This is a genomic window from Kocuria sp. CPCC 205235 (assembly GCF_040980905.1).
GTDB classification, from domain to species: Bacteria; Actinomycetota; Actinomycetes; order Actinomycetales; family Micrococcaceae; genus Kocuria; species Kocuria carniphila.
Window position 1 is genome coordinate 20,669 of record NZ_JAVKPR010000012.1, and the last position, 23,948, is coordinate 44,616.

19 protein-coding genes and 1 tRNA gene are annotated in these 23,948 nt (G+C 65.1%); 10 read left to right on the forward strand and 10 right to left on the reverse strand.

Translation table 11 applies throughout. The annotated features are described in order from the left end of the window. Positions 1–233 precede the first annotated feature (233 nt). The 4 genes from RF638_RS09750 to RF638_RS09765 all read right to left on the reverse strand — a co-directional run bounded on the left by RF638_RS09750 (position 234) and on the right by RF638_RS09765 (position 4,252). Positions 234–310 (reverse strand) — tRNA-Leu (locus RF638_RS09750). Positions 311–379: 69 nt separating this feature from the next. Then, positions 380–1,765 carry an NAD(P)/FAD-dependent oxidoreductase gene (locus RF638_RS09755; RefSeq protein WP_129700430.1) on the reverse strand — a complete coding sequence of 462 codons (1,386 nt, stop codon included), beginning with the start codon at positions 1,763–1,765 and terminating at the stop codon, positions 380–382. Between the two features lie 81 nt (positions 1,766–1,846). Beyond that, a complete protein-coding gene (locus RF638_RS09760) occupies positions 1,847–3,226 on the reverse strand; it encodes a S8 family serine peptidase (protein WP_368841923.1) in 1,380 nt (459 codons plus the stop codon). Between the two features lie 75 nt (positions 3,227–3,301). Then, on the reverse strand, positions 3,302–4,252 hold the full coding sequence (locus RF638_RS09765) for a Ppx/GppA phosphatase family protein (RefSeq protein ID WP_259915155.1): 951 nt from the start codon (positions 4,250–4,252) through the stop codon (positions 3,302–3,304). Positions 4,253–4,476: 224 nt separating this feature from the next. Between RF638_RS09765 and RF638_RS09770 the strand changes: the two genes are divergently transcribed. The 9 genes from RF638_RS09770 (at position 4,477) to RF638_RS09810 (ending at position 14,729) form a co-directional block, all read left to right on the forward strand. Then, a complete protein-coding gene (locus RF638_RS09770) occupies positions 4,477–4,800 on the forward strand; it encodes a hypothetical protein (RefSeq protein WP_259915158.1) in 324 nt (107 codons plus the stop codon). Beyond that, a complete protein-coding gene (locus RF638_RS09775) occupies positions 4,797–5,105 on the forward strand; it encodes a monovalent cation/H(+) antiporter subunit G (RefSeq protein WP_259915162.1) in 309 nt (102 codons plus the stop codon). Before RF638_RS09770 ends, RF638_RS09775 begins: the two co-directional genes overlap by 4 nt. Next, positions 5,102–6,094, forward strand: coding sequence for a hydrogenase subunit MbhD domain-containing protein (locus RF638_RS09780; protein WP_259915164.1), 993 nt, complete (start codon positions 5,102–5,104; stop codon positions 6,092–6,094). Before RF638_RS09775 ends, RF638_RS09780 begins: the two co-directional genes overlap by 4 nt. Further along, positions 6,094–6,396: an NADH-quinone oxidoreductase subunit K gene (locus RF638_RS09785; protein ID WP_259915167.1), complete on the forward strand. Its 303-nt coding sequence runs from the start codon at positions 6,094–6,096 to the stop codon at positions 6,394–6,396. The genes RF638_RS09780 and RF638_RS09785 overlap by 1 nt, the downstream gene beginning before the upstream one ends. Continuing rightward, on the forward strand, positions 6,393–8,033 hold the full coding sequence (locus RF638_RS09790) for a complex I subunit 5 family protein (protein ID WP_259915169.1): 1,641 nt from the start codon (positions 6,393–6,395) through the stop codon (positions 8,031–8,033). The genes RF638_RS09785 and RF638_RS09790 overlap by 4 nt, the downstream gene beginning before the upstream one ends. After that, a complete protein-coding gene (locus RF638_RS09795; RefSeq protein WP_368841925.1) occupies positions 8,027–9,601 on the forward strand; it encodes a complex I subunit 5 family protein in 1,575 nt (524 codons plus the stop codon). The genes RF638_RS09790 and RF638_RS09795 overlap by 7 nt, the downstream gene beginning before the upstream one ends. Further along, complete coding sequence (locus tag RF638_RS09800) at positions 9,598–11,400, forward strand: proton-conducting transporter membrane subunit (protein ID WP_368841926.1); 1,803 nt, start codon at positions 9,598–9,600, stop codon at positions 11,398–11,400. The genes RF638_RS09795 and RF638_RS09800 overlap by 4 nt, the downstream gene beginning before the upstream one ends. Further along, positions 11,397–11,933, forward strand: a complete 537-nt coding sequence (locus RF638_RS09805) for a Na+/H+ antiporter subunit E (RefSeq protein WP_259915181.1) — start codon at positions 11,397–11,399, stop codon at positions 11,931–11,933. Before RF638_RS09800 ends, RF638_RS09805 begins: the two co-directional genes overlap by 4 nt. Positions 11,934–12,005: 72 nt before the next feature. Then, complete coding sequence (locus RF638_RS09810) at positions 12,006–14,729, forward strand: cation-translocating P-type ATPase (RefSeq protein ID WP_368841927.1); 2,724 nt, start codon at positions 12,006–12,008, stop codon at positions 14,727–14,729. Between the two features lie 130 nt (positions 14,730–14,859). On the opposite strand, the gene RF638_RS09815 is transcribed toward RF638_RS09810, so the two are convergent. The 6 genes from RF638_RS09815 to RF638_RS09840 form a co-directional block, all read right to left on the reverse strand. Continuing rightward, a complete protein-coding gene (locus RF638_RS09815) occupies positions 14,860–15,414 on the reverse strand; it encodes a DUF501 domain-containing protein (RefSeq protein WP_129700425.1) in 555 nt (184 codons plus the stop codon). A gap of 86 nt (positions 15,415–15,500) precedes the next feature. Continuing rightward, complete coding sequence (locus RF638_RS09820; RefSeq protein ID WP_129700423.1) at positions 15,501–16,091, reverse strand: septum formation initiator family protein; 591 nt, start codon at positions 16,089–16,091, stop codon at positions 15,501–15,503. A gap of 188 nt (positions 16,092–16,279) precedes the next feature. After that, positions 16,280–17,563, reverse strand: coding sequence for a phosphopyruvate hydratase (gene eno, locus RF638_RS09825; protein ID WP_129700421.1), 1,284 nt, complete (start codon positions 17,561–17,563; stop codon positions 16,280–16,282). Positions 17,564–17,639: 76 nt separating this feature from the next. After that, positions 17,640–18,410: a MazG nucleotide pyrophosphohydrolase domain-containing protein gene (locus RF638_RS09830; RefSeq protein WP_368841929.1), complete on the reverse strand. Its 771-nt coding sequence runs from the start codon at positions 18,408–18,410 to the stop codon at positions 17,640–17,642. Continuing rightward, on the reverse strand, positions 18,407–19,546 hold the full coding sequence (locus RF638_RS09835; protein WP_368841930.1) for an adenosine deaminase: 1,140 nt from the start codon (positions 19,544–19,546) through the stop codon (positions 18,407–18,409). The genes RF638_RS09830 and RF638_RS09835 overlap by 4 nt, the downstream gene beginning before the upstream one ends. Positions 19,547–19,549: 3 nt before the next feature. After that, a complete protein-coding gene (locus tag RF638_RS09840; protein WP_368629149.1) occupies positions 19,550–21,562 on the reverse strand; it encodes a hypothetical protein in 2,013 nt (670 codons plus the stop codon). A gap of 476 nt (positions 21,563–22,038) precedes the next feature. On the opposite strand from RF638_RS09840, the gene RF638_RS09845 reads away from it, so the two are divergent. After that, positions 22,039–23,847 carry a cholesterol oxidase substrate-binding domain-containing protein gene (locus tag RF638_RS09845; RefSeq protein ID WP_368841931.1) on the forward strand — a complete coding sequence of 603 codons (1,809 nt, stop codon included), beginning with the start codon at positions 22,039–22,041 and terminating at the stop codon, positions 23,845–23,847. The last annotated feature ends 101 nt before the right edge of the window (positions 23,848–23,948 follow it).

Sequence of the window (23,948 nt, forward strand, 5' to 3'; positions counted from 1 at the left end):
ATGAGATTTTCCCTGTAGCGGGGATCCGGAACCGGTCCATTGAGGATTGTCGCGACCGGGGAACATCTGTGGCTGAGTTTGGCACGGCAGAACATCTGAGGCTCCGGACCGCAGCGGATCAGGGGTGAACGCCGCGAACCGAAGCCATAAATGTAATGGGCCGCGAACTTCGGCCTCAGATGTCGTCAGCGGTGGCCCAACATGCCGGAACGCAGGCCGTGCAAAGAAGAAAGTGGTGCCCCCAGTGGGACTCGAACCCACACTGCGCGGATTTTAAGTCCGCTGCCTCTGCCAATTGGGCTATGGGGGCCAGTGCAAAAGCTACCGGTTCACCGCCCGTGAAGGGAGCTGAACCGGTAGCTTCGCGAGTAAACGTAGGTTACAGCCTTGCCTTGGCCTTATCCACTTCGTCACCTGCGGCGATCTTGAACGAACGGCGCGGGTCACGCACGTGGCGCATGCCGGTGGTGTCGCGGCCGAAGAGCATGTTGATGCCCCATTCGCTGAACACGCGGACCTTGCGCTCGATCGTGGGGATCGCGTAGCCGTGGTAGAGCCGGTGTGCGGCCCAAGCGGGTAGACCACCGAAGTCCACACCGCGAATGGTGGCGGCACCCTTGTACAGGCCCAGACCCGCCACAGCGCCGAGGTTCTCGTGGTAGTAGTCCTCGAGCGGCTTGCCCTCGCGGGTAGCCATGATGTTCTTGGCCATGGTCTTGGCCTGGCGCACAGCGTGCTGAGCGTTGGGAACGCAGAAACCGCCGGGGCCGGCACCCGTGAGGTCCGGAACTGCGGCGATGTCACCGGCGGCCCAGGCACCCTTGAGGGGGCCGTCGTCCCCGGTCACACGCAGATCAGCACCGGCACGGACGCGCCCGCGCTCGTCCACGGGCAGGTCACTGTTCTTGACGAACGGCGAAGCCTGAACACCAGCGGTCCATACCAGCGTGTCGGTGTACATTTCGCCGGCCGGAGACTTGTCCTTCATGTTGATCAGCTTGACCAACTGGTCCTTGGCGGAATCCAAGGAGGTGTTCAACAGAACTTCGATGCCGCGCGAACGCAGGTCGGCGACAACCTTCTCGGCTCGCTCCTCGGTCACCTCGGGCATGATGCGGCCCATGGCCTCGACCAGCACGAAGCGCAGGTCGGAGACCTTCAAACGGTCGTTGCGCTCCACTGCGGTGCGCGCCATGTCCTCGAGTTCACCAATGGCCTCGATACCGGCGAAACCGCCACCGACCACGATGAAGGTGAGAGCCTTGCGCTTCTCTGCTTCGTCATCGGTCAGCGAGGCGATCTCGATGCGTTCCAGGACCCAGTTACGCAGAGATACAGCCTCTTCGATGGTCTTGAGACCGATCGCGTTCTCGGCCAGTCCCTCGATGGGGAAGGTGCGGGTCATGGAGCCACCGGCAATGACGATCTCGTCATAGGGCAGATCGAAGTCGGGACCCTGATCGATGCCGCGGATACTGACCGTACGGTTGGCGTGGTCAATGCTCTCCACGCGGCCAGCGATGAGTTCGCAGTCCTTGAGGTGCTGACGGTGCGGAACGATGGCGCTACGTGCCTCGATGTTGCCGGCAGCAACTTCGGGCAAGAACGGCAGGTAGGTCATGTACGGGTTGGGATCGACAACCGTGACAACGCCACCCGATTCTTTGATGCGGGTTTGCAGCTGTTGTGCGAGCGTGAAACCAACGTATCCGCCGCCGACGATCAGAAGACGCGGACGGTCTTTAGCCAATTGATTGAAAGCCATGCCTGAAAGTCTACTCATCGCCGCCCCAATTTCCGCTTCGAAAGGCGGGGGTGGGACTGCGCTGATCGTGAAATGTTGGCGTCAGCGGTTCATCGATCGGATGTGCAGTACCGCGGCCACCGTGAGTCCCGCCACTACCAGACCGAATCCGGCCAGGATGACCACGGGCAGTGCACCGGTCTCGTTGAGCGGCGCCTGGGCCACCGGCGGGGTCGCCTCCTCTGTCACCTGTTCCGTGTCCGGGGTCTCGGAGACTTCGGGCGACGACGCCGCCTCGCTGGGTTCCACAGCTGCCGGTCGGTGCACGCTCATCCAGTGCTTCATGCTGCCCAAGGGGTTCTCGTCCACCTCGGGGACGTCCTCCTCCACGGCGGCTTTCACGTCCAGGATCCCATGTCCGTAGAACGGGTCCTGACCCTCCTCACCGGCGTCATGAGCTGTGCGGATGATCTGATTGGCGATCTGTGCCGCACTCAGGTCCGGATTTTTGGCCTTGATCAACGCCGCGGTCCCGGAGACCAGGGGAACGGTGGCCGAGCTTCCGGACCATTCGGCATAACCGTCATTCGGCATGGCCCCCACCATGTCTTCGCTGGGTCCGGCCACCGCGATCGAGATTCCTTGAGAGGACGAGTCCCAACTTGCCTGGCCCGCCCTGTTCACACCACCGACCGTGAGCACACCGGGAATCGTGGCCGGCGCACCGACCTGGTTGAGCCCGGATCCGCGGTTGCCCGAGGCCGCCACCACCAGCACGTCCTTCTCTTCCGCGTAGGCGAACGCTGAGTCCCAGGACTGCGGCCATTCCGTGGAGTCCGATCCCACGGACATGTTGATCACGTCGGCTCCGTTGTCCACGGCCCAGCGCACGGCATTCGGGATCTGTTCGTTGACGTCCTTGACGCCCGGTTCCTCGTTGCCGAGCCACAGGGACACGGGCAGGATCTCGGCTTCCGGAGCTACACCGATCACGCCACCCTGCTTACCGGGACCGTCGGGATTATCCGCACCGTGACCGGTTCCTGCGGCCAAGGACGAAACGAGGGTGCCGTGTTCGGGTTCCGAGCCCAGTCCGCGGTGCCCCTTGCCGTCTCCCTTGCCGGAGACGTCCGTGCCGTCCTTGACGGTGCCGCTCAGATCCTGATGTGTCGCGTCCACACCGGTGTCGATCACGGCGATCTTCACGCCTTTGCCGGTGGATTCTTTCCACGCATCGCGCACGCCGTATTCGTCGAGCCAGTACTCCCGCTCGCGGATGGAGTCCACGGGCACCGGTACCTTGCCGTCCGGGGGCGGCGGCGCCACGGGTGTTTCCACGGGGATCGACGGCGCGGGGGCGGGGGCTCCCGGTGGCTGCTGGTTGTCGGGCATGGCTACCGCGGGGGCTGCTGTGAAGGACAAGACCATGGCGGCAGCGGCCGCACCCGAGAGTGCGCGGCGGCGCGTGGTGTGAACCGACATTACTAACCTCAACTCGACTGGGAACGCACCGGTGGGGACGTCCCTGGCGGTTGAATGTTCAGGACGTTTGTGGGGTCAGTGCACCAGGGACAGACCGATGCCGTCCAAAATATCGTGTTCGCTGGCTGTGACCGACTGCACACGGCCTTGTGTCGCGGAGACAACACGTTCGATCACGCGCCGCCACACCAGGGCACCGCCGCCGATCACGTCCACGCGGCCCTCGTGCATGAATCCCAAGCGGGCCCGTTCCTTCTTGGTCATGGCCGTGAGGTCCTTGCAGGCCTTGGCTATCGAGTCCACCGATTGCGTGGAGCCGTGAATCTTGTCCGGGTCGTAGCTCTTGAGATCCATGGCGTGAGCGCTCACCGTAGTCACCGTTCCGGCGACACCCACCAAATGGGTGGTTTGTGACAACGGGACCATGCGGGATACGGAATCCATGGCCTCGTCCACGTCCTGGAGTACCTGGCGCTGCTGTTCGTCGGTGGGAGGGTTGGAGCCCAAGTGCCGTTCGGTCATCCGCACGCATCCCACGTCCACGCTCTTGGCTGCGGTTACGCCGTCCACGGTGCCCAGTACGCATTCGGTGGAGCCACCGCCCAGGTCGACCACGAGCACGCGATCCTCGGGTTTGAGAGGCCCGGTAGCGTTGGCGGCGCCGCGGAAGGACAGGGCTGCTTCTTCATCTCCGGTGACGACCTCGGGCATCACGCCCAGTCGTTCCTTGATGCCGTCCACGAATACCTGGCGGTTACCGGCGTCGCGGGTGGCGGAAGTGGCGACGAAGCGGATCTTGTCCACCTTGTGCTTCTTGATCAGGCGGGCGTACTCCTCGGTCGCGGCGAACGTGCGTTCCAGTGCGGCCTCGGCCAGCCAACCGGTCGCGTCCACACCCTGCCCCAACCGGACCATGCGCATCTCACGCACGATGTCGATGAGTTCGGGATGTCCGTTGTCCTCCTTCACGTCCGCGATCAGCAGACGAATGGAGTTGGTACCGCAGTCGATGGCAGCAACGCGCATGGGTGGTGGGTCCTTGGTTCGGTGGGGTGTGCGCCGGGTGGTCAGCGCGCTCCCACTTTACCCACGTTCGTCGACCCACCCGATCTCGGCGGCCCGGATCGGCTGTTTTCTGAGAGTGAACGCGTTGGACAGCACACTGTTCACCCCGGGACAATGACGAGTACACGCCACGACCCCTGCACGAGCAGCCATGCCGCCCATGACCAGCGAACCAAGGAACCGATGTGTTCGAGATCCTTCTCACCGCTGTATTCGTGCTGCTCCTCACCAACGTGGTCGTGGCTTTCGTGGTCACCGCTCGTCGTCAGGTCACCGACCGATGGCTGCTGTCACTGTTGCTCAGCGGTACCAGTGGTGCCGCCCTGGTGGTCGTGCTGAGCCTGCTCCTGGGCGCGGCGGCGTCGTCGAGATTCATGGACGTGGCCGTGGTCCTGATCGGTTTGGCCGCGCTCACGGCCGCAATCCGGCTGACCGCCGCAGGCACCAATAAGGCGAGCCACGGTACCGAGGAGTCCCCCGCAGCCCACCAGAACGGTGAGCACTCATGATCACCGTGGCCAGCGCCGTCCTGATCACGTGCGGCGCGCTGTTCTTCACCGCCGGTACGACCGGGCTCATTCGTTTTCCGGACGTGCGCAGCCAACTGCACGCTCTCACCAAGGCCGACAACCTGGGTCTTGGACTCATCATGCTCGGCGCGGCGCTGTACCTGGGCAGTTGGTCCACGGCGCTCTTGTTGGCCATTGCGTGGTTACTCATCCTGGGTTCGGCCTCGGTCTCGGCCCACGCACTGGCCAGCCGCGAGGCCGTCGAGTACCGCGACACCCACGGCGAGGGGCGGCCCACCTCATGACCGAGTCCATAACACTCATTGACCTGGCACTCGGAGCTGCCGTACTCGTGACCGCGGCAACCGCTTTGATCCCTCGCCATCGCAGTATCCAAGCCATGTCTTTCCTCGGTCTGGGCGTGATCATGTCACTGGTGTGGCTGCGGCTTGGCAGCGTGGACGTAGCCCTGGCCGAGGCTGCACTTGGTAGCGGGCTGCTCAGCGCCGTGCTCGTGTGGCTGGCCCTGCGCAGCCCGCAACCCGCAACCCCAGGAAGACACAACGGCGCACGAAAATCCCCCCGCATCAATCCCGCGTGGTTCCAACCCGCGGTAGGAGTGGTGTGCGGCGCAGTCATCGTCACGGTGGCCACCAGCGTGTGGTTACGCGTGGAACAGACGTTGCCCGAGTGGGACCAACCGCTCTCGCAGAATCTTTCGGACACGGGTGTCAGTCATGAAGTCACCGCCGTTCTGCTGGGATTCCGTGCCTACGACACCCTCTTGGAGTCTGCGGTGCTGATGATCGCGGGCGTCACCGCAATGGCCATGGGCCGGGACGGCGGTATCTCAGTAGCCCGCTACCGGGTTCCTGTGGTGCCTCCACCGCTGCGCTGGTTCGTGCGTGTGACGGCCCCCGCCCTCGTGGTGCTCGGGTTGTGGTTGTTGTTCGCGGGTAGCTCGGATTCCGGCGGGGCTTTCCAATCAGGTGCGGTCCTGGCCGGTGTGTTAATCCTGTTGCGGTCCGTGGACGTGCAGCTGGGCCGGTTGACGATGCGCTGGCTGCGCCCACTCCTGATCGCGGGGGTGGTCGGATTCATTCTCGCCGGGGTTTTCGCGGTGCTCCTGGGACAGCCGTGGCTGAGCTGGGATCCCGAATGGTCCTTCGCCGCGATGCTGAGCGTGGAGATAGTGCTCACCGCGGGTATCACCGCCGGGTTGTACATGCTGTTCCTCGGTCTTGAAGATCCCTACGGTCCTGCCGAGCTCGCACCGCCCGAGGGAGGCCGTTGATGGAGCTCCTCCTGTCCGTTGCTCAGTTCTATTCGGTGCTGGGCCTCATTCTGGTGGTTGCAGGCATGGTGCGCATGCTGGTGGTTCAGGACCTCATGGCACGGTTGGTCGCCATGAATGTGGTGGGTGTGGGGTCGCTATTGATCCTGTTGGCCCTGGCCGCTCGATCCGACCCCCTGGATCCTGTGCTTTCAGCTCTGGTCATCACGGGGCTGGTGATCACCGTTGCGTTCACCGGTGTGGGCGCGATCCTGATTCGCCGGATTGAGAGTCCCGAATCGCCCGGTGGTGACGGATCATGACGTTCACGCAGTTCAGCCTGGGTGCTCTAGTCCTGTTTCCGCTGCTCACCGCGAGCGCCACCGTGCTGCTGCCTCACCGGGCACGCAGAATTCTGGGGTCCCTCACCGCCGCGGGGGTCACTGCACTGACAGTTCCCGTGGTGGCGGGGGTCTCGAGTGGTCATACCGTTGAGCTGGCAATGTCCGGATTCAATGCCCCCCTGGGGATCATGCTCCGGGCGGACGGGCTCTCGGCAGTTTTCTTGTGCCTGGCCACCGCGGTGGGGACGATCATCACCCTGTACGCCGCGCTGCTGCCCAGAGCCACCGGTTCACAGTTGGTGAGTACTCACCCGACCGTCGGTCAGACCCTCACTGCGGTCCGTGAGCAGAGGGCGCACCCGAGTTTCTGGCCACTGTGGTTGGCGTGCTGGTCCGGGCTCAACGCCGTGTTCGTGTCCGGGGATCTCTTCAACACCTACGTGGGGTTGGAACTGGTGGGTCTCACCGCCGTGGCTCTGGTCGCCCTGGGTGGAGGGGACTCGTGGCCGGCGGCGCTGCGTTACTTGTTCATCGCGGTGTTGGGTTCCCTGATGTTCCTCGTGGCCGTGGGACTGGTCCTCTCCGCCACGGGAACGCTCGACATCAACCAGGCTGCCGGTGTTATCGCCCGGGAGTCTGAGACTCATCCTGCGGTGGTGCTGGCACTGACGTTGGCAAGTCTGGGGTTGGCGCTGAAACTCGCCCTGGTACCGATGCATCGCTGGTTGATTCCCGCCCACGCGGGGGCACCGGGAACGGTTTCCCCGCTGCTCTCGGCCCTGGTGATCAAGGCATCCCTGTTCGTCCTGTTGCGCTGCTGGCTGTGGCTCGCCGCACCCGGAATGGCACCGTCCTTGGATCCAGCGCCGGATGCTCCGACGGAATCGTTGGCCATGCTAACCGTCCTCACGTGGCTGTTGGGTGGGCTGGGGGCCACGGCAATCCTGGTGGGCTCGGTCATGGCCCTTAAGCAGTCACGCTTGAAACCCCTCATTGCCTATTCCACGGTGGCGCAGGTGGGGTACTGGTTCCTGTTCTTTCCCATGCTCATGGACCCGACCTCGGATTCTCTCGAGGAACGCGCCATCACCACCCTCAGTGACGACGCTGTGCTGGCCGGGGCCGTGGGCGGTACCGTGGCGCTCGCGTTGGGTCACGGGCTGGCCAAGGCCGGCTTGTTCCTGGCCGCCGGTTTCCTCAAGGACGTGTACGGCACCGATGAGATTTCCGAACTACGTGGCGTGGGCAAGAACCACCCCATGCTCGTGATGGCTATGGGGCTGTGCGCAGTGGGGCTCGCCGGCCTGCCAGTGTCCCTGGGGTTTGCCGGCAAATGGCAGGTGGCCACGGCCGCGGTGGGTTCCGGTCATTACTGGATGCCCGTGGTACTCGTGCTGGGGACCCTGCTGTCCGCGGCCTATCTGCTCAAGGCCCTGGCGCCCCTGCTCGTGGAGGCCGAGGATGACGATTCGGAGATCCATCTCCCCGAACGGGAGCTGGATTCCTTACCTCTCCTCCCCCAGTTCGCGCCCTTTGCACTGGGCACTCTCACCGTGGTGACCGGGTTGCTGGGCGTCTGGAGTACCAACCTGTTGGAGGTGGGCGCGCCGTGGTAACCGATACCGCCGTAGGACCCGTCCCGGACGAGTTGTTGTCCTGGATCCCCCCGATCATGCTGTTGCTCTCACTGGGTGCCGCGATGGCGATCTTCCCCATGCACGAGAAGCAGGTCAAACTTCGCACCACCGTGAACATCGGTGCCGCCGCTTTGAAGATCGGGCTCGTGGTTGCTCTTGTGCCCGCGGTGATCATCAGCGGAGTGCAGCCGGAGTTCTCGTTGCCGTTCCTGCCGGGAATCGACCTGGTGCTGCGGGTCGACCGATTGTCAATCTTCTTCGCGGCGCTCTCCGCCTTCCTGTGGTTGCTCACCACCGTGTATGCGGTGGGCTACTTGGAGGGCAAACCGAGCAGGAGCCGGTTCTTCGGGTTCTTCAGCCTGTGCGTCACGGCCACCGTGGGGATCTCTTTCTCGGGGAACCTCATTACTTTCTTGGTCTTCTACGAGTTACTGACCGTGGTCACCTATCCCCTGGTGGCGCACTGGGGGACTCCCAAGGCGCTACACGCGGCCCGGATCTACTTACGGTACGCCCTGGGCGGTGGTCTGGCGGTCCTGATCGGTGTGGTGTGGTTGACCATTTACGCCGGGCCCGTGGATTTCTCGGAGGGTGGCGCGCAGGGAGTGACGGAGCTGGCACGGCATTCTCCGGGGGTTGCGTCCCTGATCTTCGCTCTGCTCGTGGGTGGCCTGGGAGTGAAGGCGGCCTTGTTCCCCCTGCACGGGTGGTTGCCCGGCGCCATGGTGGCACCTGCTCCTGTGTCCGCCTTGTTGCACGCGGTGGCGGTCGTGAAGGCCGGTGTGTTCGGCATCGTGCGTGTAGTGGACGACGTGTTCGGAATTGACGTGGCGGCGGAGTTGGGAGTGCTCACGCCGCTGCTGTTGGTCGCGTGCTTCACCATTCTGTACGGCTCCTACCAGGCTCTGCGCCAGGAAGACCTGAAGAAGCGACTCGCGTACTCCACGGTTTCCCAGGTCAGTTACGTGGTGGTTGGGATCTCCCTGGTCAGTCTGGCGGGCACCACGGGCGGTGTGGTGCACCTGGTGCACCAGGGCCTCATGAAAATCACACTGTTCTTCTGCGCGGGGTTGTTCGCCGAGGTCCTGGGTGTCACCAAACTCGCCCAGATGCACGGGATCGGCCGACGCATGCCGTGGACCTCCGCCGCTTTCACCGTGGGCGCCTTCGGGATGATCGGGCTGCCTATCACTGCCGGGTTCATTTCCAAATGGATGCTGGGCCTGGGTGCCCTGGACTCGGAGCACCCCTGGGTGGTTGCGGTGTTGCTGGCATCCTCACTGCTCAACGCCATGTATTTCCTCCCCGTGGTTTATCGCATGTGGTTCCATGACGCTCCGAACCCGGATGCCGAACCTTCCTCGCAGGGTCCCGCGGGCAGCACTGCCAAGCGCGACGTCGCCGCACTGGTCGCGCATGAACCGGCCACTCTGCTGGTGCCAACCCTGATCACCGCGGCTGTATCAGTACTCGTGGGTCTGGGCGCGTCCGCAGACTTCGCGCCGCTGCAGATAGCGCACCAGATCGCCCAGGGGGTACTCGGATGATGCTGATGTCCGCGACGTTCCTGGTTCCGTTGCTCGTGGTGGCGATCACTGCGGCGGCGGGGATCCTCTCGACCCGCATCGCTTTCGGGGTACGACGCGCAGCGGCGCTGTCCGCACCGGCCGCGGTGGTTCCGGCGGTGTTACTGGCTCTGTTCGGGGCGGGGCACGAACTACACGTTCCGTGGCTGTTGTTCGGCGCGCAGTTCACCGTTGACCCTGTGGCGCGGCCACTGTTGTTGGTTGCCGCCCTGTTGTACGGCGGCGGCCTGCTGGCTCTCACCTGGCTGAAGCTCCGCCACGTGGAAAGTGGTTCAGGCGCCCTCACGTCTTTCATGCTGATGTCCTTCGTGGGCAACATCGGCACGTACCTGGCCGCAGACACCGTCAGTTTCTATTTGTTCTTCGCCCTGATGAGCTTCTCCGCGGCGGGGTTGGTGGTCCATTACCGTTCTCGCGCCGCGCACCGGGCCACCCGCGTGTACCTGGTGATGTCGGTATTGAGCGAGACGGCCATTCTGGCGGCTTTCATGCTCACGGTGCACGCGGGAGGCCTGGCACTCACAGATGCCCCCCGGGCCATTGCCACGGGTGATCATCTGAGCCTCACCGTGGTCCTTCTGTTCGTGGGCCTGGGTGTGAAGGCCGGCTTGGTGCCGCTGCACGTCTGGCTGCCGCTGGCGCACCCCGCGGCGCCCCCGGCGGCGTCGGCGGTGCTCTCCGGCGCTATGGTCAAGGCTGGGCTGGTGGGCTGGCTGAGGTTCCTCCCCCTGGGACATCAGGATCGCACCGTGGAGATCCTCGGATGGGTCCTGTTATCACTCGCGCTGATCGGGGCGTTCGTGGCGGTGCTCGTGGGGATTCTTCAGAAAGACCCCAAAGTGGTACTCGCTTACTCCACCATTTCTCAATTGGGCTTCATCACCGCGGTCGTGGCTGCGGGACTCCTGGAACCGGAGCTGGCCCCGCTCGTCGCCGCGGCCGCGGTGGTCTACGCCGTGCACCACGGGTTGGCCAAAGGCACGCTGTTCCTGGGAGTTCCGGTGGTCAAGCATTACGGCCGCGGGGCGACCGGGGTGGTGGTGGCCATCGGGATGATCGGTGCAGGACTTGCGGTCGCGGGAGCCCCGCTGACCTCGGGTGCCTTCGGCAAGTACGTTTCCAAGGAGGCCGTGGCGCCCATCTCGGTTCTGGGCGTGGGCCTTGACTCGATTCTGCCACTGGTGGCCACCGGATCCACCCTGCTCCTCCTGCGTTTTGCGTGGGTGCTGTGGAACACCGACCGGGACCCCCGCAGACGGCCGGACGGCGAACTGGTCTCGTGGTTGCTCGTGGCCGCGGCCGGAATCGTTGTCCCGTGGCTCGTGGGAGAACGCTGGACACCGGTGCCCGTGCCGGGCTGGGAACCGTACGTCGTGTGGAACGCCGTGTGGCCCATCCTCCTGGGACTCGCACTAGGCGGCACCGTGTGGTGGTTGCAGGCACGGGACAAACTCCCGGGGTGGGCACCGCGAGCGGACGGAACAGCCATTCAGCCCGGAGACGTGCTGGGCGCGGAGGAAAACGCCGTATCCCATGCCGCCCGCACTGGAGGTCAGTTCCGAAACGCCCTCCACCACGGCACCGAAACCGTGGCTCGAGGATGGGCCAGGTTCTGGTCCGCCGCGGCGGAGCACGGTAAGAATTCCGTGTACGTGGTGGAACGCAGGCTCGAAAACTGGAGCGTATCCGGATCAGTCCTACTGTTATTGCTCGCCGGGCCCCTGGCCGTCATGGTCCTCGCTGGAAGGTGGTTCATGTGAAGTGGCTGACCGCGGTGTGCTCGCGCGCGCTCGCATTAGCGCTGTTGTGGGTCGCCCTGGCCGGGTGGAGCGCTGACTATGCCCTATACGGGGTGATCAGTGTCGCCCTGGCCACCGGCATGAGCCTGGCACTCATGCCGCCCCGGCCTCCGCGGCCTCGCCTCTGGGTCAGCCGGATCTTCGGGACCCTGGGCCTGTTCGGCTGGTTCCTGTGGCAATCCGTTCGCGGTGGCGTGGATGTGGCGTTACGCGCTCTGAAACCCACGGTCGATGTGGCACCCCGTGTAGTAGTGGCCCCGATCGACCTGCCCCCGGGATCCGCTCGCCAGATCGCTCTGATTCTCATGAATTTGATGCCCGGTTCCATGGTTCAGCGGTTGATCACCACCCAGGGAGAGTCAGCCCATGTCAGTTCGCAGTCCCCCACCCGCGTGGAGTTGCACACCCTCTCGCTTGAACTCCATCCCGCTGACCAGTGGGAACAACTGCAACGACGCGCACAACGAGCGGTGGGATCACCACCCGTGGTCTGACCAACGTGTGAAAAACTGAAGGTAGCTAACGATTTCCCTGCCTGATACGCGACAACACGAACGAGACCAACGATGACCTCAGAAATCGGCGACACCGTATCCACCCGCGCGTTCCACGCGCTCAGCCCGGCGGAAGCCCTGCGGGAGTGGGGTTCGCAGGAATCCGGGCTGACCAACGCGCAAGCCTCGGAGATCCGGGATCGGGTGGGCCCCAACAGGCTGCCACCCGCCCAGCGGAAACCGGCGATTCTGAGATTCTTGGCCCACTTCAAGAACGTGCTCATCTACATCCTGTTGGTTTCCGCGGTCATCACGGCTTTCTACCGGGAATGGGTCGACTTCTGGGTCATCATCGCGGTGGCCGTGGGCAACGCGGTGATCGGTTTCGTGCAGGAGGGGCAAGCGGAGAAGGCACTCGCTGGGATCCGCGGCATGCTCTCGATGCACGCTTCGGTGCTGCGCGATGGCGAGTGGCAGCAAGTAGATGGCGAAGATCTGGTGCCCGGTGACGTCGTTCGGCTGGGTCCCGGCGACAAGGTCCCCGCCGATCTGCGCCTCCTGGACGCCAATCGACTGGCCATCGACGAATCCGCGCTCACGGGCGAATCCGAGCCCAGCGACAAGCACGTGGAAGCCGTGGCGGAGGACGCCGGAATCGGTGATCGCACCAGCATCGCGCACTCCGGCACCGTGGTCACCCGCGGTACCGCGCTGGGTGTGGTGGTCGCCACCGGCTCGAACACGGAGATCGGACGCATCCAGTCCCTCGTGGACGACATCGACCAGCTGGCTACTCCCCTGACCGAACAAATGGACCGCCTGGGCAAGCAGTTCGCGCTGGGCATCTTGGTCGTGAGTGCCGTAATGATGCTGGTCGCCTGGTTCATCTATTCGATGCCCACGCAGACCGTGCTGAGCTCATTCATCAGCTTTGCCGTGGCCACGGTGCCCGAGGGGCTACCGGCGCTCGTGACCATCACGCTGGCGCTGGGCGTTCAACAAATGGCGCGTCACAAGGCCATCACCCGCACGATGACGGCCGTGGAAACTCTCGGCGCGGTCACCACGATTTGCTCGGACAAGACCGGAACGCTGACCCGCAACGAGATGACCGCCCGCGTCGCGTCCGTGCCCGGTGGTCGCTTCGCCATCACCGGCGAGGGATACACGGATCAGGGCACGGTCGTGGCCTCCGGCGAGGCAACCGACGAAGCCTCACGCAACGCGCGGACGCTCGCGCGCGCCGTCGTCCTCTGCAATGACGCCACCCTGCGCGGGACCGGCGAACGCATCCAGATCGTGGGCGAGCCGACCGAGGCGGCGCTCGCGATCTTCGGACGCAAGGCCGGGTTCGACGCCGCTCCATACAGTCGCGTGGGCGCGCTCCCCTTCGATTCGTCCAACAAGTACATGGCGGTGCTGAGCGAGGCTCCCGGCGGCGAGCGCGAGATCCTCGTCAAGGGAGCCCCGGACCGGCTCCTGCAGCGCTGCTCAACCGAGTTGCCGGACGCGCACGGCGCCACGGACTTCGACCCGGACGAGTGGGAACGCGCCAACACGGATCTGGCGTCCCAGGGGCTGCGAGTGCTGGCTGCCGCGCGCAAGACCATGGCCGCGGGCACCGCCACCCTGTCTCACGAGGACCTCGACGAGGGGCTCGAATTCGTTGGGCTCGTGGGGCTGGTCGACCCGCCGCGTGAAGAAGCCATCACGGCCGTGGCGTCGTGTCACGGGGCCGGGATCAACGTGAAGATGATCACCGGTGACCACGCGGAAACCGCCCGTGCCATCAGCCGCGAACTGGGCCTGTCCACCAACGACGATCCCGTGGTGGTGACCGGCGCCGAGGTCGAGGCCATGACCAAGGAGGAACTGGTCGAGCGCGTCACGGACGTGGATGTCTTTGCGCGCACGAGCCCCGAGCACAAGATCCGCATTGTGGACGCCCTGCAGGCCCGCCGCGAGGTGGTGGCCATGACCGGCGACGGCGTCAACGATGCCCCCGCCCTCACCCGTGCCAACGTGGGTATCGCCATGGGCATCAAGGGCACCGAGGCCACCAAGGAAGCCGCGGACATCGTGCTCGCGGACGACAACTTCGCCACGATTGAAGGTGCGGTCCACGAAGGCCGACGGATCTACGACAACATCCGCAAATCCGTGGTGTTCCTGCTCCCCACGAGCATCGGCATGGGCCTGGTGGTCCTGGCCTCCGTACTCCTGGGCGCAGAACCGCCGTTGCGGCCCACGCAGATCTTGTGGGTCAACCTGGTCACCGCGATCACGTTGTCCATCACCTTGGCCTACGAGCCTGCCGAGCCGGGCATCATGCAACGCCGTCCCCGCGACCGGGATGCCAATCTGCTGCCCGTGTCCTTGTGGCTACGTGTGGTGTGGGTGGCATTCTTCATCGGCGCGGCCGCGCTGCTGTCCTACCGGGTCATGAGCGAGTCGGGCGCCTCGGACGCCGTGGCCAGCACCACGGCGGTCTCCGTGCTGGTCCTTGGCCAGATCTTCGTGCTGTTCAACTCGCGCTTCCTGCACCTGTCCAGCTTGCACCCGCGCGCCATCACCGGGAACAAGGCCACGTGGATCTCCACGGGCATCCTGCTGGCGGTGCAGCTGGTCTTCACCTACGCGCCGTTCATGAACGCGTGGTTCGGTTCTGCGCCGCTGGGCTGGGTGGAATGGGGCTTCGCGCTGCTCAACGGCGTGGTGATCTTCTTGCTGGTCGAGCTGATCAAGGCCGTGCAGAACCGCGGCGGACGCGGCACACCCACGTCGGTGCAGCGCTAGCGGTCCGGTTTCGGCGGCCCTGCGGCAGCCCGTCCTGACAGTGCGACGCCCGCCTCACGGATGATCCGTGAGGCGGGCGTCGTTGTCTGCGTCATCTGCGGTGCACGCAGGACGTGTGCGGTTGGCGCAATCAGTCCGCGGTGCGCCACTCCGGGTCGCATGCGCAACGGTCCGTGGTCCAGGTGTCCGCGATGAGTCCCAGGGTCTCGTCGCCCAGCGGGTTCACGCCCGGGCCGGCGGCCAGGCTGTGACCCACCAGGACGTGCAGGCACTTCACGCGGGTGGGCATGCCGCCTGCGGAGATGCCTTCGATCTCGGACACCTCACCGATTCCGGCCTTCTCGCCAATCCGACGCCGCTCCCCCAGGTAATGCTCGTGGGCCGCCTGGTACTGCTCCGCCAGCTCGGTGTCCTCCTTGATCCGGTCCGACATGCCGTACATGCTGCCCTCGGCCTCGAGCCGGGACACCGCAGAGGTGATGACGGGGTGCGTCAGGTAGAACACCGTGGGGAACGGAGTGCCGTTGGCCAACCGGGGTGCGGTGGCAACAACCAGCGGGTTACCGCACACACAACGCGCGGCGATTTCCACCACGTCACGCGCCGGACGGCCGAGCTGGTGTCCCACCACCGTGAGATCCTGCTGGGTCACGGAGGGGTCATGGGTCGGCTGAGCTTCAGTCACTTGCGTACTACTTTCCGGCGCGCTGCTGGGCCAGTTCGTCGAGGGAGACGGATTCAATCGGAACACGATCCGTCAGGAGAGAAAGGTTACTGCTCGGGCTCCACAGGGGCGATTTCCGGCTCGCTGCGGGGGAACGCCGAATCCACCACGGACTGCCACAGGCCATCAGCCCAGGCAGGTTTACCCGCTTCGACCTGTTCCGCGGAGGACTCCGCGGCCTGACGTCCCGTTTGTTCCGCTCCGAGCACCAGGTAGGCCCGTTCACCGGGCATCACGTAGAACATGCGCTCACGGGCCTGCTGCTCCACGTACGCGTCGTCACCCCAGCGCTCCTCTTGCAGCTTGAGCTGTTGCTGCTCCTGCTCCTTGGCCGCAATGGATTCTTCGAGAGCGGCGATCTGGGCCCGCTGGTCGAAGAAGATCTTGGCGGTGGGAGCGGCCAGGAACAAAATCAGGGTGGCCACCACGATCAAGGCAATGAGTCGACCGTTGAACGAGTGCGCGGGTGTGGGTGCGGTGACCGTGGACGATCCGCCGCCCGAGTGACCGGGGCGCCCTGCTCCTTGGGTGCCGGTTCGCGGGCTTGAGGTGGCTCGGCCCTCGGACGCCGAAGGCTTCCCGTCCGTGCCCTTCTTCTTCCCGGAGAACCGAGGAATCCTGGGCCTGGGGCCAACCATGCACACCTCCCGCGCTCCACGGTGGTCTCGGCATGAGACGCACCCTCATCAATCCTGCGGATCATTCTAGCGACCCGAACGTGGTCGTTTCCCGCACGCAACCTGGTGCGCGTCCCCACACGCCACCGCCCGGTCCCCCGCAAGGGGAACCGGGCGGTTCGTTCACCCAACTGCGTGGGCGGTGTGTCTTACTTGGCCGAGAAGCGCGGGAACGCGGAAGCGCCGGCGTAGCGAGCGGCGTCGCCGAGTTCTTCCTCGATGCGCAGCAACTGGTTGTACTTGGCCACGCGCTCGGAGCGAGCCGGAGCACCGGTCTTGATCTGGCCGGCGTTCACCGCCACGGAGATGTCCGCGATGGTGGTGTCCTCGGTTTCACCGGAGCGGTGCGAGACCATGCAGCGGTAGCCGTTGCGCTGTGCGAGCTCCATGGCGTCGAAGGTCTCGGTGAGGGAACCGATCTGGTTGACCTTCACGAGCAGCGCGTTGGCCACGCCGCCCTCGATGCCACGAGCCAGACGCTCCGGGTTGGTCACGAACAGGTCGTCACCGACCAGCTGCACCTTGTCGCCGATGGCGCGGGTCAGGGTGGTCCAGCCTTCCCAGTCGTCCTCGTCCAACGGATCCTCGATGGAGACCAGCGGGTACTTCTTGACCAGGTCCGCGTAGTAGTCGGACATGTCCTTGGCGGAACGCTTCTTGCCCTCGAAGGAGTACTTGCCCTTCTCGAAGAACTCGGAGGAGGCCACGTCCAGCGCGAGAGCGATGTCCGAACCGGCCTTGTAACCGGCCTTCTTGATGGCCTCGAGGATCAGGTCCAGTGCCTCGGCGTTGGACTTGAGGTTCGGTGCGAAACCGCCCTCGTCACCCAGGCCGGTGGACAGGCCGCGCTCCTTGAGCACGGACTTGAGCGAGTGGTACACCTCAACGCCCCAGCGCAGGGCTTCTGCGAAAGTGGGAGCGCCGATCGGAGCGATCATGAACTCCTGGATGTCCACGTTGGAGTCAGCGTGGGAGCCGCCGTTGAGGATGTTCATCATGGGTACCGGCAGCACGTGCGCGTTGGGGCCGCCCAGGTACTTGTAGAGCGGCAGGTCCGCGGAGCTGGCGGCGGCGCGGGCCACGGCCATGGATGCGCCCAGGATGGCGTTGGCGCCGAGCTTGGACTTGTTGTCGGTGCCATCCAGGTCGAGCATTGCCTGGTCCACAGCGCGCTGGTCGGAGGCGTCCAGGCCCACGATGGCCTGTTCCAGGTCCTCGTCCACGGCGTTGACGGCGTCCAGAACGCCCTTGCCCAGGTAGACCTTCTTGTCTCCGTCACGGCGTTCGGCTGCTTCGAATTCACCCGTGGATGCTCCCGAGGGAACTGCCGCGCGGCCAAAGCTGCCGTCCTCGAGCAGTGCCTCGACCTCAACCGTGGGGTTGCCACGCGAGTCCAGAATCTGACGGGCTTGCAAAGCAATGATCATTGCCATGGATAATCTCCTTGCTGGTCGTTGACCTATCGGGCGGTGCCCTGTCTTCAGCCTACCGATCTCGGTCGGTTCCGGGCTAAATGGGCCGGTTATTCGTGTGGATGTAACGTCGCACGGCCCCGCGCAGGGCGCGTTCCGCGTCCAGTCCCTCCGCCGACGCCGCTCGCACCTGTTCCAGCAGGCGATCACCGAATTCGGCTTCGGCGCGTTCCAGGTCCGCGGTGTCCTTGGTCTCCGACGGTTCCGGCTTATTTTCGACGCCGTGCCTGCGAGCCTTCGACAAGGCCTTCTCCGCGAGCGCAAGCGCCGGGAGTGCGGGCGGAATACCGTCGAACACGTTGGTGCGGTGTGGCTTCTCGGAGCGTTTGACGGCGTCCCAGCGGGCGGACAGTTCCTCGTTGCTGTCGCCGGACTGACCGTCCGCGGTGGAAGCCGCCGAGTCAGCCCCGTCCTGGTCGCCGAATACCAACGGGTGCCTGCGCACGAGCTTGTCGGTCACGGATGCGATGATGTCGGTGACGTCGAAGGCCTCGTCACCGGAATGTTCCTGGCCGATGCGCGCGTGGAAGACGACCTGCAACAGGATGTCACCGAGTTCCTCGACGAGTTCTGCCCGGGCGGCCGCGGTGCTGTCCGTCGTAGCGTTCGCCGAGGTGTTCGGGGACTCGACCGCTTCGACCACCTCGTACGCTTCCTCCACCAGGTAGCGCAGCAGGGACTCGTGGGTCTGGGCGCCGTCCCACTCGCAACCGCCCGGGGACCGCAAACGGTTCATTACGCTCACGAGTTCTTCGAACCGCTCCCCCGTTCCTGTCGGGACGGCTTGCGCGATGTCTCGGGAACTCACGCGGAGGCCTCCTCGATCCGCTCGGCCAACCAGTCCTGGTAGGCGCGGGGCACGAACGCCGCGCGCGCCGCGTTGAGCTGGATGTCCGCCAGATCCTGGTTGGACCAACCGGCCTCCGAGAGCAACAGGGACATCTCGTGGGACACGGAGGTGGCACTCATCAACCGGTTGTCCGGGGACAGCGTGACCGTGAACCCCGACCGGTGCAGCTGGGTGATCGGGTGATCCTTGATGGACTCACCCCAGTGGCTGATCGCACCGGTCTGCAGGTTGGAGCACGGGCACACCTCGAGGGCAATGTGGCGGTCGCGCACCCACCGGGACAGCGGTCCGGTGGCTTCCGGGTCGTCCTCGAGCAGGCGAACACCGTGGCCGATGCGCAGGGCGCGCCCGGAAACCAGCGCATCCCGGATGGACTCCGCGCCGTCCGCCTCACCGGCGTGCAGCGTGACGGGCACCAAGTTCTCGGTCAGCAGGTGCAGTGCTTGCCGGTGATCCGAGGCGGGAAAGCCCTTCTCGGGACCGGCCAGGTCGAACGCGACCACCGATCCGGGTGCGGGTTCACCGGGGACGTCACCGGGCGACGTCGTACCGGCCGCCGCACGCACTCGATCGACCACCAACTGCGCAATCTCACCGGACTTGTCCAGGTGGCGCATTGCGCACAGGATCTGCACGGCGGATATATGACCGCCCGAGGCTTTGACCTCGGCCACGCCACGCGCCAGACCGTCTTGGACGGCGTCCACGGCCTGATCGAGCGTGAGGCCACCGACCAGATGCTGCTCGGGTGCCCAGCGGACCTCGGTGTGGATGAGACCGTCGGCCGCGCAGTCGAGTACGTACTCCTCGGCCACGCGCGCCAGGGCCTCTGCCGTCTGCATGACCGCAGTGGTGTGCTCGAACGTGGTCAGGTAGCGCTCCAGGCTGCCGGAATTCGCGCTGTCCTCGAACCACCGGCCGAGAGCCACGGGATCCGTCTGCGGCAGTTCATGGTTGATCTCTCGTGCGAGCTCCACGATGGTGGCCGGACGCAGGGCGCCGTCCAAGTGGTCGTGGAGACACACTGCTGGGATAGGCCCGAGGGCCCCGTCCATAGCGCGGACGGAGCCCTCGGTGGAGGTTGACTGCCTCATGAATCAGTAGTTCCAATCCTGCAGAGCGTCGTTCATGTGCTGGGGAATGTTGGAGCCGGTGCGCGGGAACATGCGCAGCTCCTCCAGGTAGTTCTGACCTGGCAGGCGCTGCTCGTAGCGCACAAAGGCTTCCTCGTCCGAGTAGTCGAAGGAGACCTCCGGGGGAACGCCCGGGCGGAAGCGGAACATCATGGCCAGCGGAGCGCCGGAGCCCTCCACATAGGAATCGTCCTTGAGCTCCTGAACCTTCAGGAGGTTCTCGGGAACCAGATCAAAGGTGCCGCGCTGATCCCAGAAACCGTTCAACCGAACGTGGGTCAGGGCGTCGTAGTAGGTGCCCAGGGCACGAACACGAATGAGCACGGTCGAGACGTCGCGAGCCGTACCACCCTCGCCGAACAGGTGGCGCTGCGCCTCGTTCAAGCGCGACTGCACATCCGACAGGGTCAACACCAGGTTGCCGGTAGCCGGCGAATCACCGCTGGGCTGCTCGCTGGGTGCGGTGTAGGACGGCGCCACGTCCGTGCTCTGCGCCATCTGCGGAGCGTCCGAGGGATCGGCGTCCGCAGCCAGTGCCGCGGCGCCCGCACCGGTCGGAGCAACCGGGGACTCGGGCTCGCTGAAGCCACCGAACTCGGACTCATCCACGTGCTCGGGCAGGTCGCCGCGGTCATTACGGTCATCACGATCATCGCGCAGCGAATCGCGCTGATCATCCGCGTGGGTCTCGGCTTCGCGGCCGTCGAGCACCGAATCCTGGGCATCGCGATCGGCCGACTCGCCGTAGGCGGCGTCCGAATCAGCCCGCTGGGAATCCTCGGCCAGCAGGGTGTCGTTGCGCTCACCGTTCTGCGCGGCGGCTGCCCGGAAGGAATCCTCGGGGTGGGACTGGTCGCGATCTGACTGGTCGTCCGCTGTAATCACGATGGGATCGGGATCGCCCTTGGTCACGATCTGGCCGTTCGCCACCGGAGAAGCATCGGTGCCATCGACCACGCGCACGGACTCGATATCCGTTTCGGAACGGTCCTGGATTCCGTCGCGATCCGAGACGGAGGCCTCCGTGTAACGCTCGTCTGAGACCTCGGTGCTGCCAACGTTGTCGGTATCGCGAGCGTCGGTTCCGGTGCGCACATCGTCTGCGCGATCGGAGTCCGCGGTCCGCCGGTCGTTGTCATCGCGGTTCAAGCCCGAAGCCACACCGGCTCCGGCAGCCGCACCCAAACCCGCGCCGGCAAGGCCAGCGCCCGCCGACGACGTCGAATCGCCATGCGTGCGTCCCTCATCGGCGCGTACGTCGGTGGTGCGCGCGTCACCGGTGCGCACGTCGTCTGCGCGGTCGGTGCCGTGGCCGGACAGCGCGCGGCCCTGCACGTAGCTCTCCTTGCGGGACTGGCCGCTCGGGAATGCGTAATCAACGGTGACCATACGCTGGCCGTTCTGCTCCGGAGTCACGGTCAGGTCCAACTGACGCCACGGGCCAACGGGGGTGTTCATGGCCTGGGTGTACAGGTCCGCAACATCGTCGAACAGGGGGGATCCCTGATCCACGGTGCCGTTCTCCACCTCGTCCTGGGCCTCGCCGTGAGCCTGGCGGGTCTGGTGAGTCATCACGTTGCCGGACTGCACCAAGGTCAGGCGAGCGCGATCCGCGCCACGGGACAGCAGGATGTCGACCAGATTGCGCAGCGGCCCGGACTCCGGCAACTGCTGCGTGTCGGTTCCGTGCGCCTCGGTGCCCTGCGGGGTGTTCGCGCCCCGAGCGGCGTCGTTGCCGTGCACTTCATGATCGACGGCGAGAGCGTTCGAACCCTCGCCCACGTTGCGGTCGTTCACCTGGTCCTGCTGCGCGGCGTTGGCTTCGACAGCTCCGCGACCCGGCTCGTCTGCATTCTGGGTGCCCTGCGCGCGGAGATCACTATCCTTGGCGCGCGGATCATTAGCGGGGGCCCCGGGTGATGGCTGCGGGGTGCTGGGGGTGCTGCTTTTACTGCGGAACAAGTCTCTCAAACCCACGTGTAATTTCCTTCCGGACCGTCGCTTACTCTTCTGCCAAAGTATAGGGCCGCGTGCCGAGCGCCCGGTGGGAATTCAGCTCCCGGGTGTTCATGAGAAGTCATTTCCCCGGTGCACATCCTGTGGGCCAACCCGCCCACAGGTATTAGCGTTCGTCCCCTAAAGTTCCCACCTGTCTGACCGATAGCCTACTGACCCGCCTTGGCAAAATAAGAGACATACCGGATAACCGGTCATTGAGTAGCACTGGGGAACAAGGGGTCGCGGGGCGATGGCGGGCTGCCGTCGCACAGCGTTGATCGGGCTGGATCGACGCGACGCGTGTTCGCCGGTGCCCAATTTGCTCGCGCTCGGGGGCTCTCATGTGGTCTTTGCGCGCGTAGGAGTTCACCATGCCCGCACACAGACTGTCCACGTCACAAGGAATTTCGCGATCTGCACGGTCGCTATGGCGTTTCTTCACTCCTCGATCAACCATGGCAACCACCGGGGACCGTGCGCCGCTGGGGACTCCGCGTCACCGCGCATCCACATCCGAGGGCACCATCGTGGAGCACGAGGGCATCAACCGACGCACCGCCCTCGCGGCCGCCGCGATCGCTGGCAGCGGGTGGACCCTGTCGGCCATGCTGAGCCCCGCGGAAGCCGCCGTGCGCGTCCCCGGCAGCCCTGCTCCGGTTCTGCCCGCGGGGATGACGCCCTGGCTCGAGGTGTTCGTCAATTGGTCCGGAGAAACTCGCACCTCACCCTTGTGGACCGTTGCACCCACATCTGCAGACCAGGTCGCTGAACTGGCACGATGGGCCTCCTCCAATGACTGGAGGTTGCGGGCCCGCGGATACCAGCACAACTGGTCTCCGTTGAGTGTCGAGTCGGGTAGTACGCAGGAGTCCCGTGTCCTCATGGTCGACACCGTCAAGCATCTGACTGCGATCACGGTCGATCCCACCGCGATGACCGTGACCGCTCAGGGCGGAGCCTCGCTCGAGGCGGTCCTCAACGCCGCCAACAACCGCGGTTTGAGCATCATGCACCACCCCGCTCCCGGTGACGTCACCATCGGCGGCGCGTTGGCCATCGCGGGGCACGGAACCGCGGTGCCCGCTTCAGGCGAAACACGCCCCGCCGGAGCAACCTTCGGATCTTTGTCCAATCTGGTGGTGTCCATGGACGCGGTCGTCTGGGACGAAACCAGCGGTGACTACGCGGTGAAACGGTTCGAACGCACCGACCCGGACATCGGCCCTTTGCTGACCAACCTGGGACGCACCATCGTGACCTCGGTTCAGTTGCGCGTGGCCAAACTGAGCAACATGCGTTGCCGCAGTTACATCACCATTCCCACCTGGGAATTGTTCGCCAAGCCGGGATCGTGGGGACGGTCGGTGGACTCGTACCTTCGCTCGTGCGGCCGGGTGGAAGTCATCCTGTTCCCGTTCACCTCGTTCCCGTGGGTGAAGACCTGGGAGTTCAGTCGCTACAAGCCGCTGCTGTCCCGAGGGACTTCATTCCCTCACAACTACGTATTCTCGGACAACATCCCGCAGCAGATCTCGGATCTCTTCAAGAAGATTCAGACCGGCACTCCGGCAATCGCCACTCAACTGGGGCCTGCTCAGCAGAAGATCACGGCGACCTCACTCACCACGTCATTCGTTTCCGACCTGTGGGGCGCGCCCAAGAACCTGCAGTTGTACGTTCGGCCCAACACCCCCAAGGTGACCGCCAACGGGTACGCGATCCACTGCCGCCGGGCGGATGTTCAGCGGGTGCTGTACGAGTTCCACAACTACTACAAGGCCAGCCTGAACGAATACGCCAAGCGCTGGCGCTACCCCGTCAACGGCCCGCTGGAAATTCGCGTCACGGGCGTGGACAATCCCGCTGACGTGGAGATCCCGGGGGCCATCACGCCCACGCTCTCCCCCTCCCGGCAATTCGCTGATCACCCGGAATGGGACACCGTGGTGTGGCTGGACATCCTCACCTTCCCGGGCACCCCGTACTCCCTGCAGTTCTTCCAGGAGTGCGAACAGTGGGTCATCAACAACTACGCTTCCTACGCCGGTGTGCGGATGGAATGGTCCAAGGGCTGGGGCTACTCGGCAGACGGCGCGTGGCAGAACCAGGACATCCTGCAGAACCAGGTGCCCCGCTCGTACAGCCAGGGGCAGCCAGCGGACCAGGAATGGGACTCCGCGGTGCGCATTCTGGAGAAATTGGATCCGTCCCGGATCTACGCCGCTCCCCTGCACGACCGCCTCATGCCGCCGAACGGCGGCTAAGCGAAGACCTCCCGCTGTCCGATTGCCCCGGGAAACCGGCCCCGCCGGACCGCCCGAACAACATCCAGTACAGCCGGCCCACAAACGGCCTGAACGACACC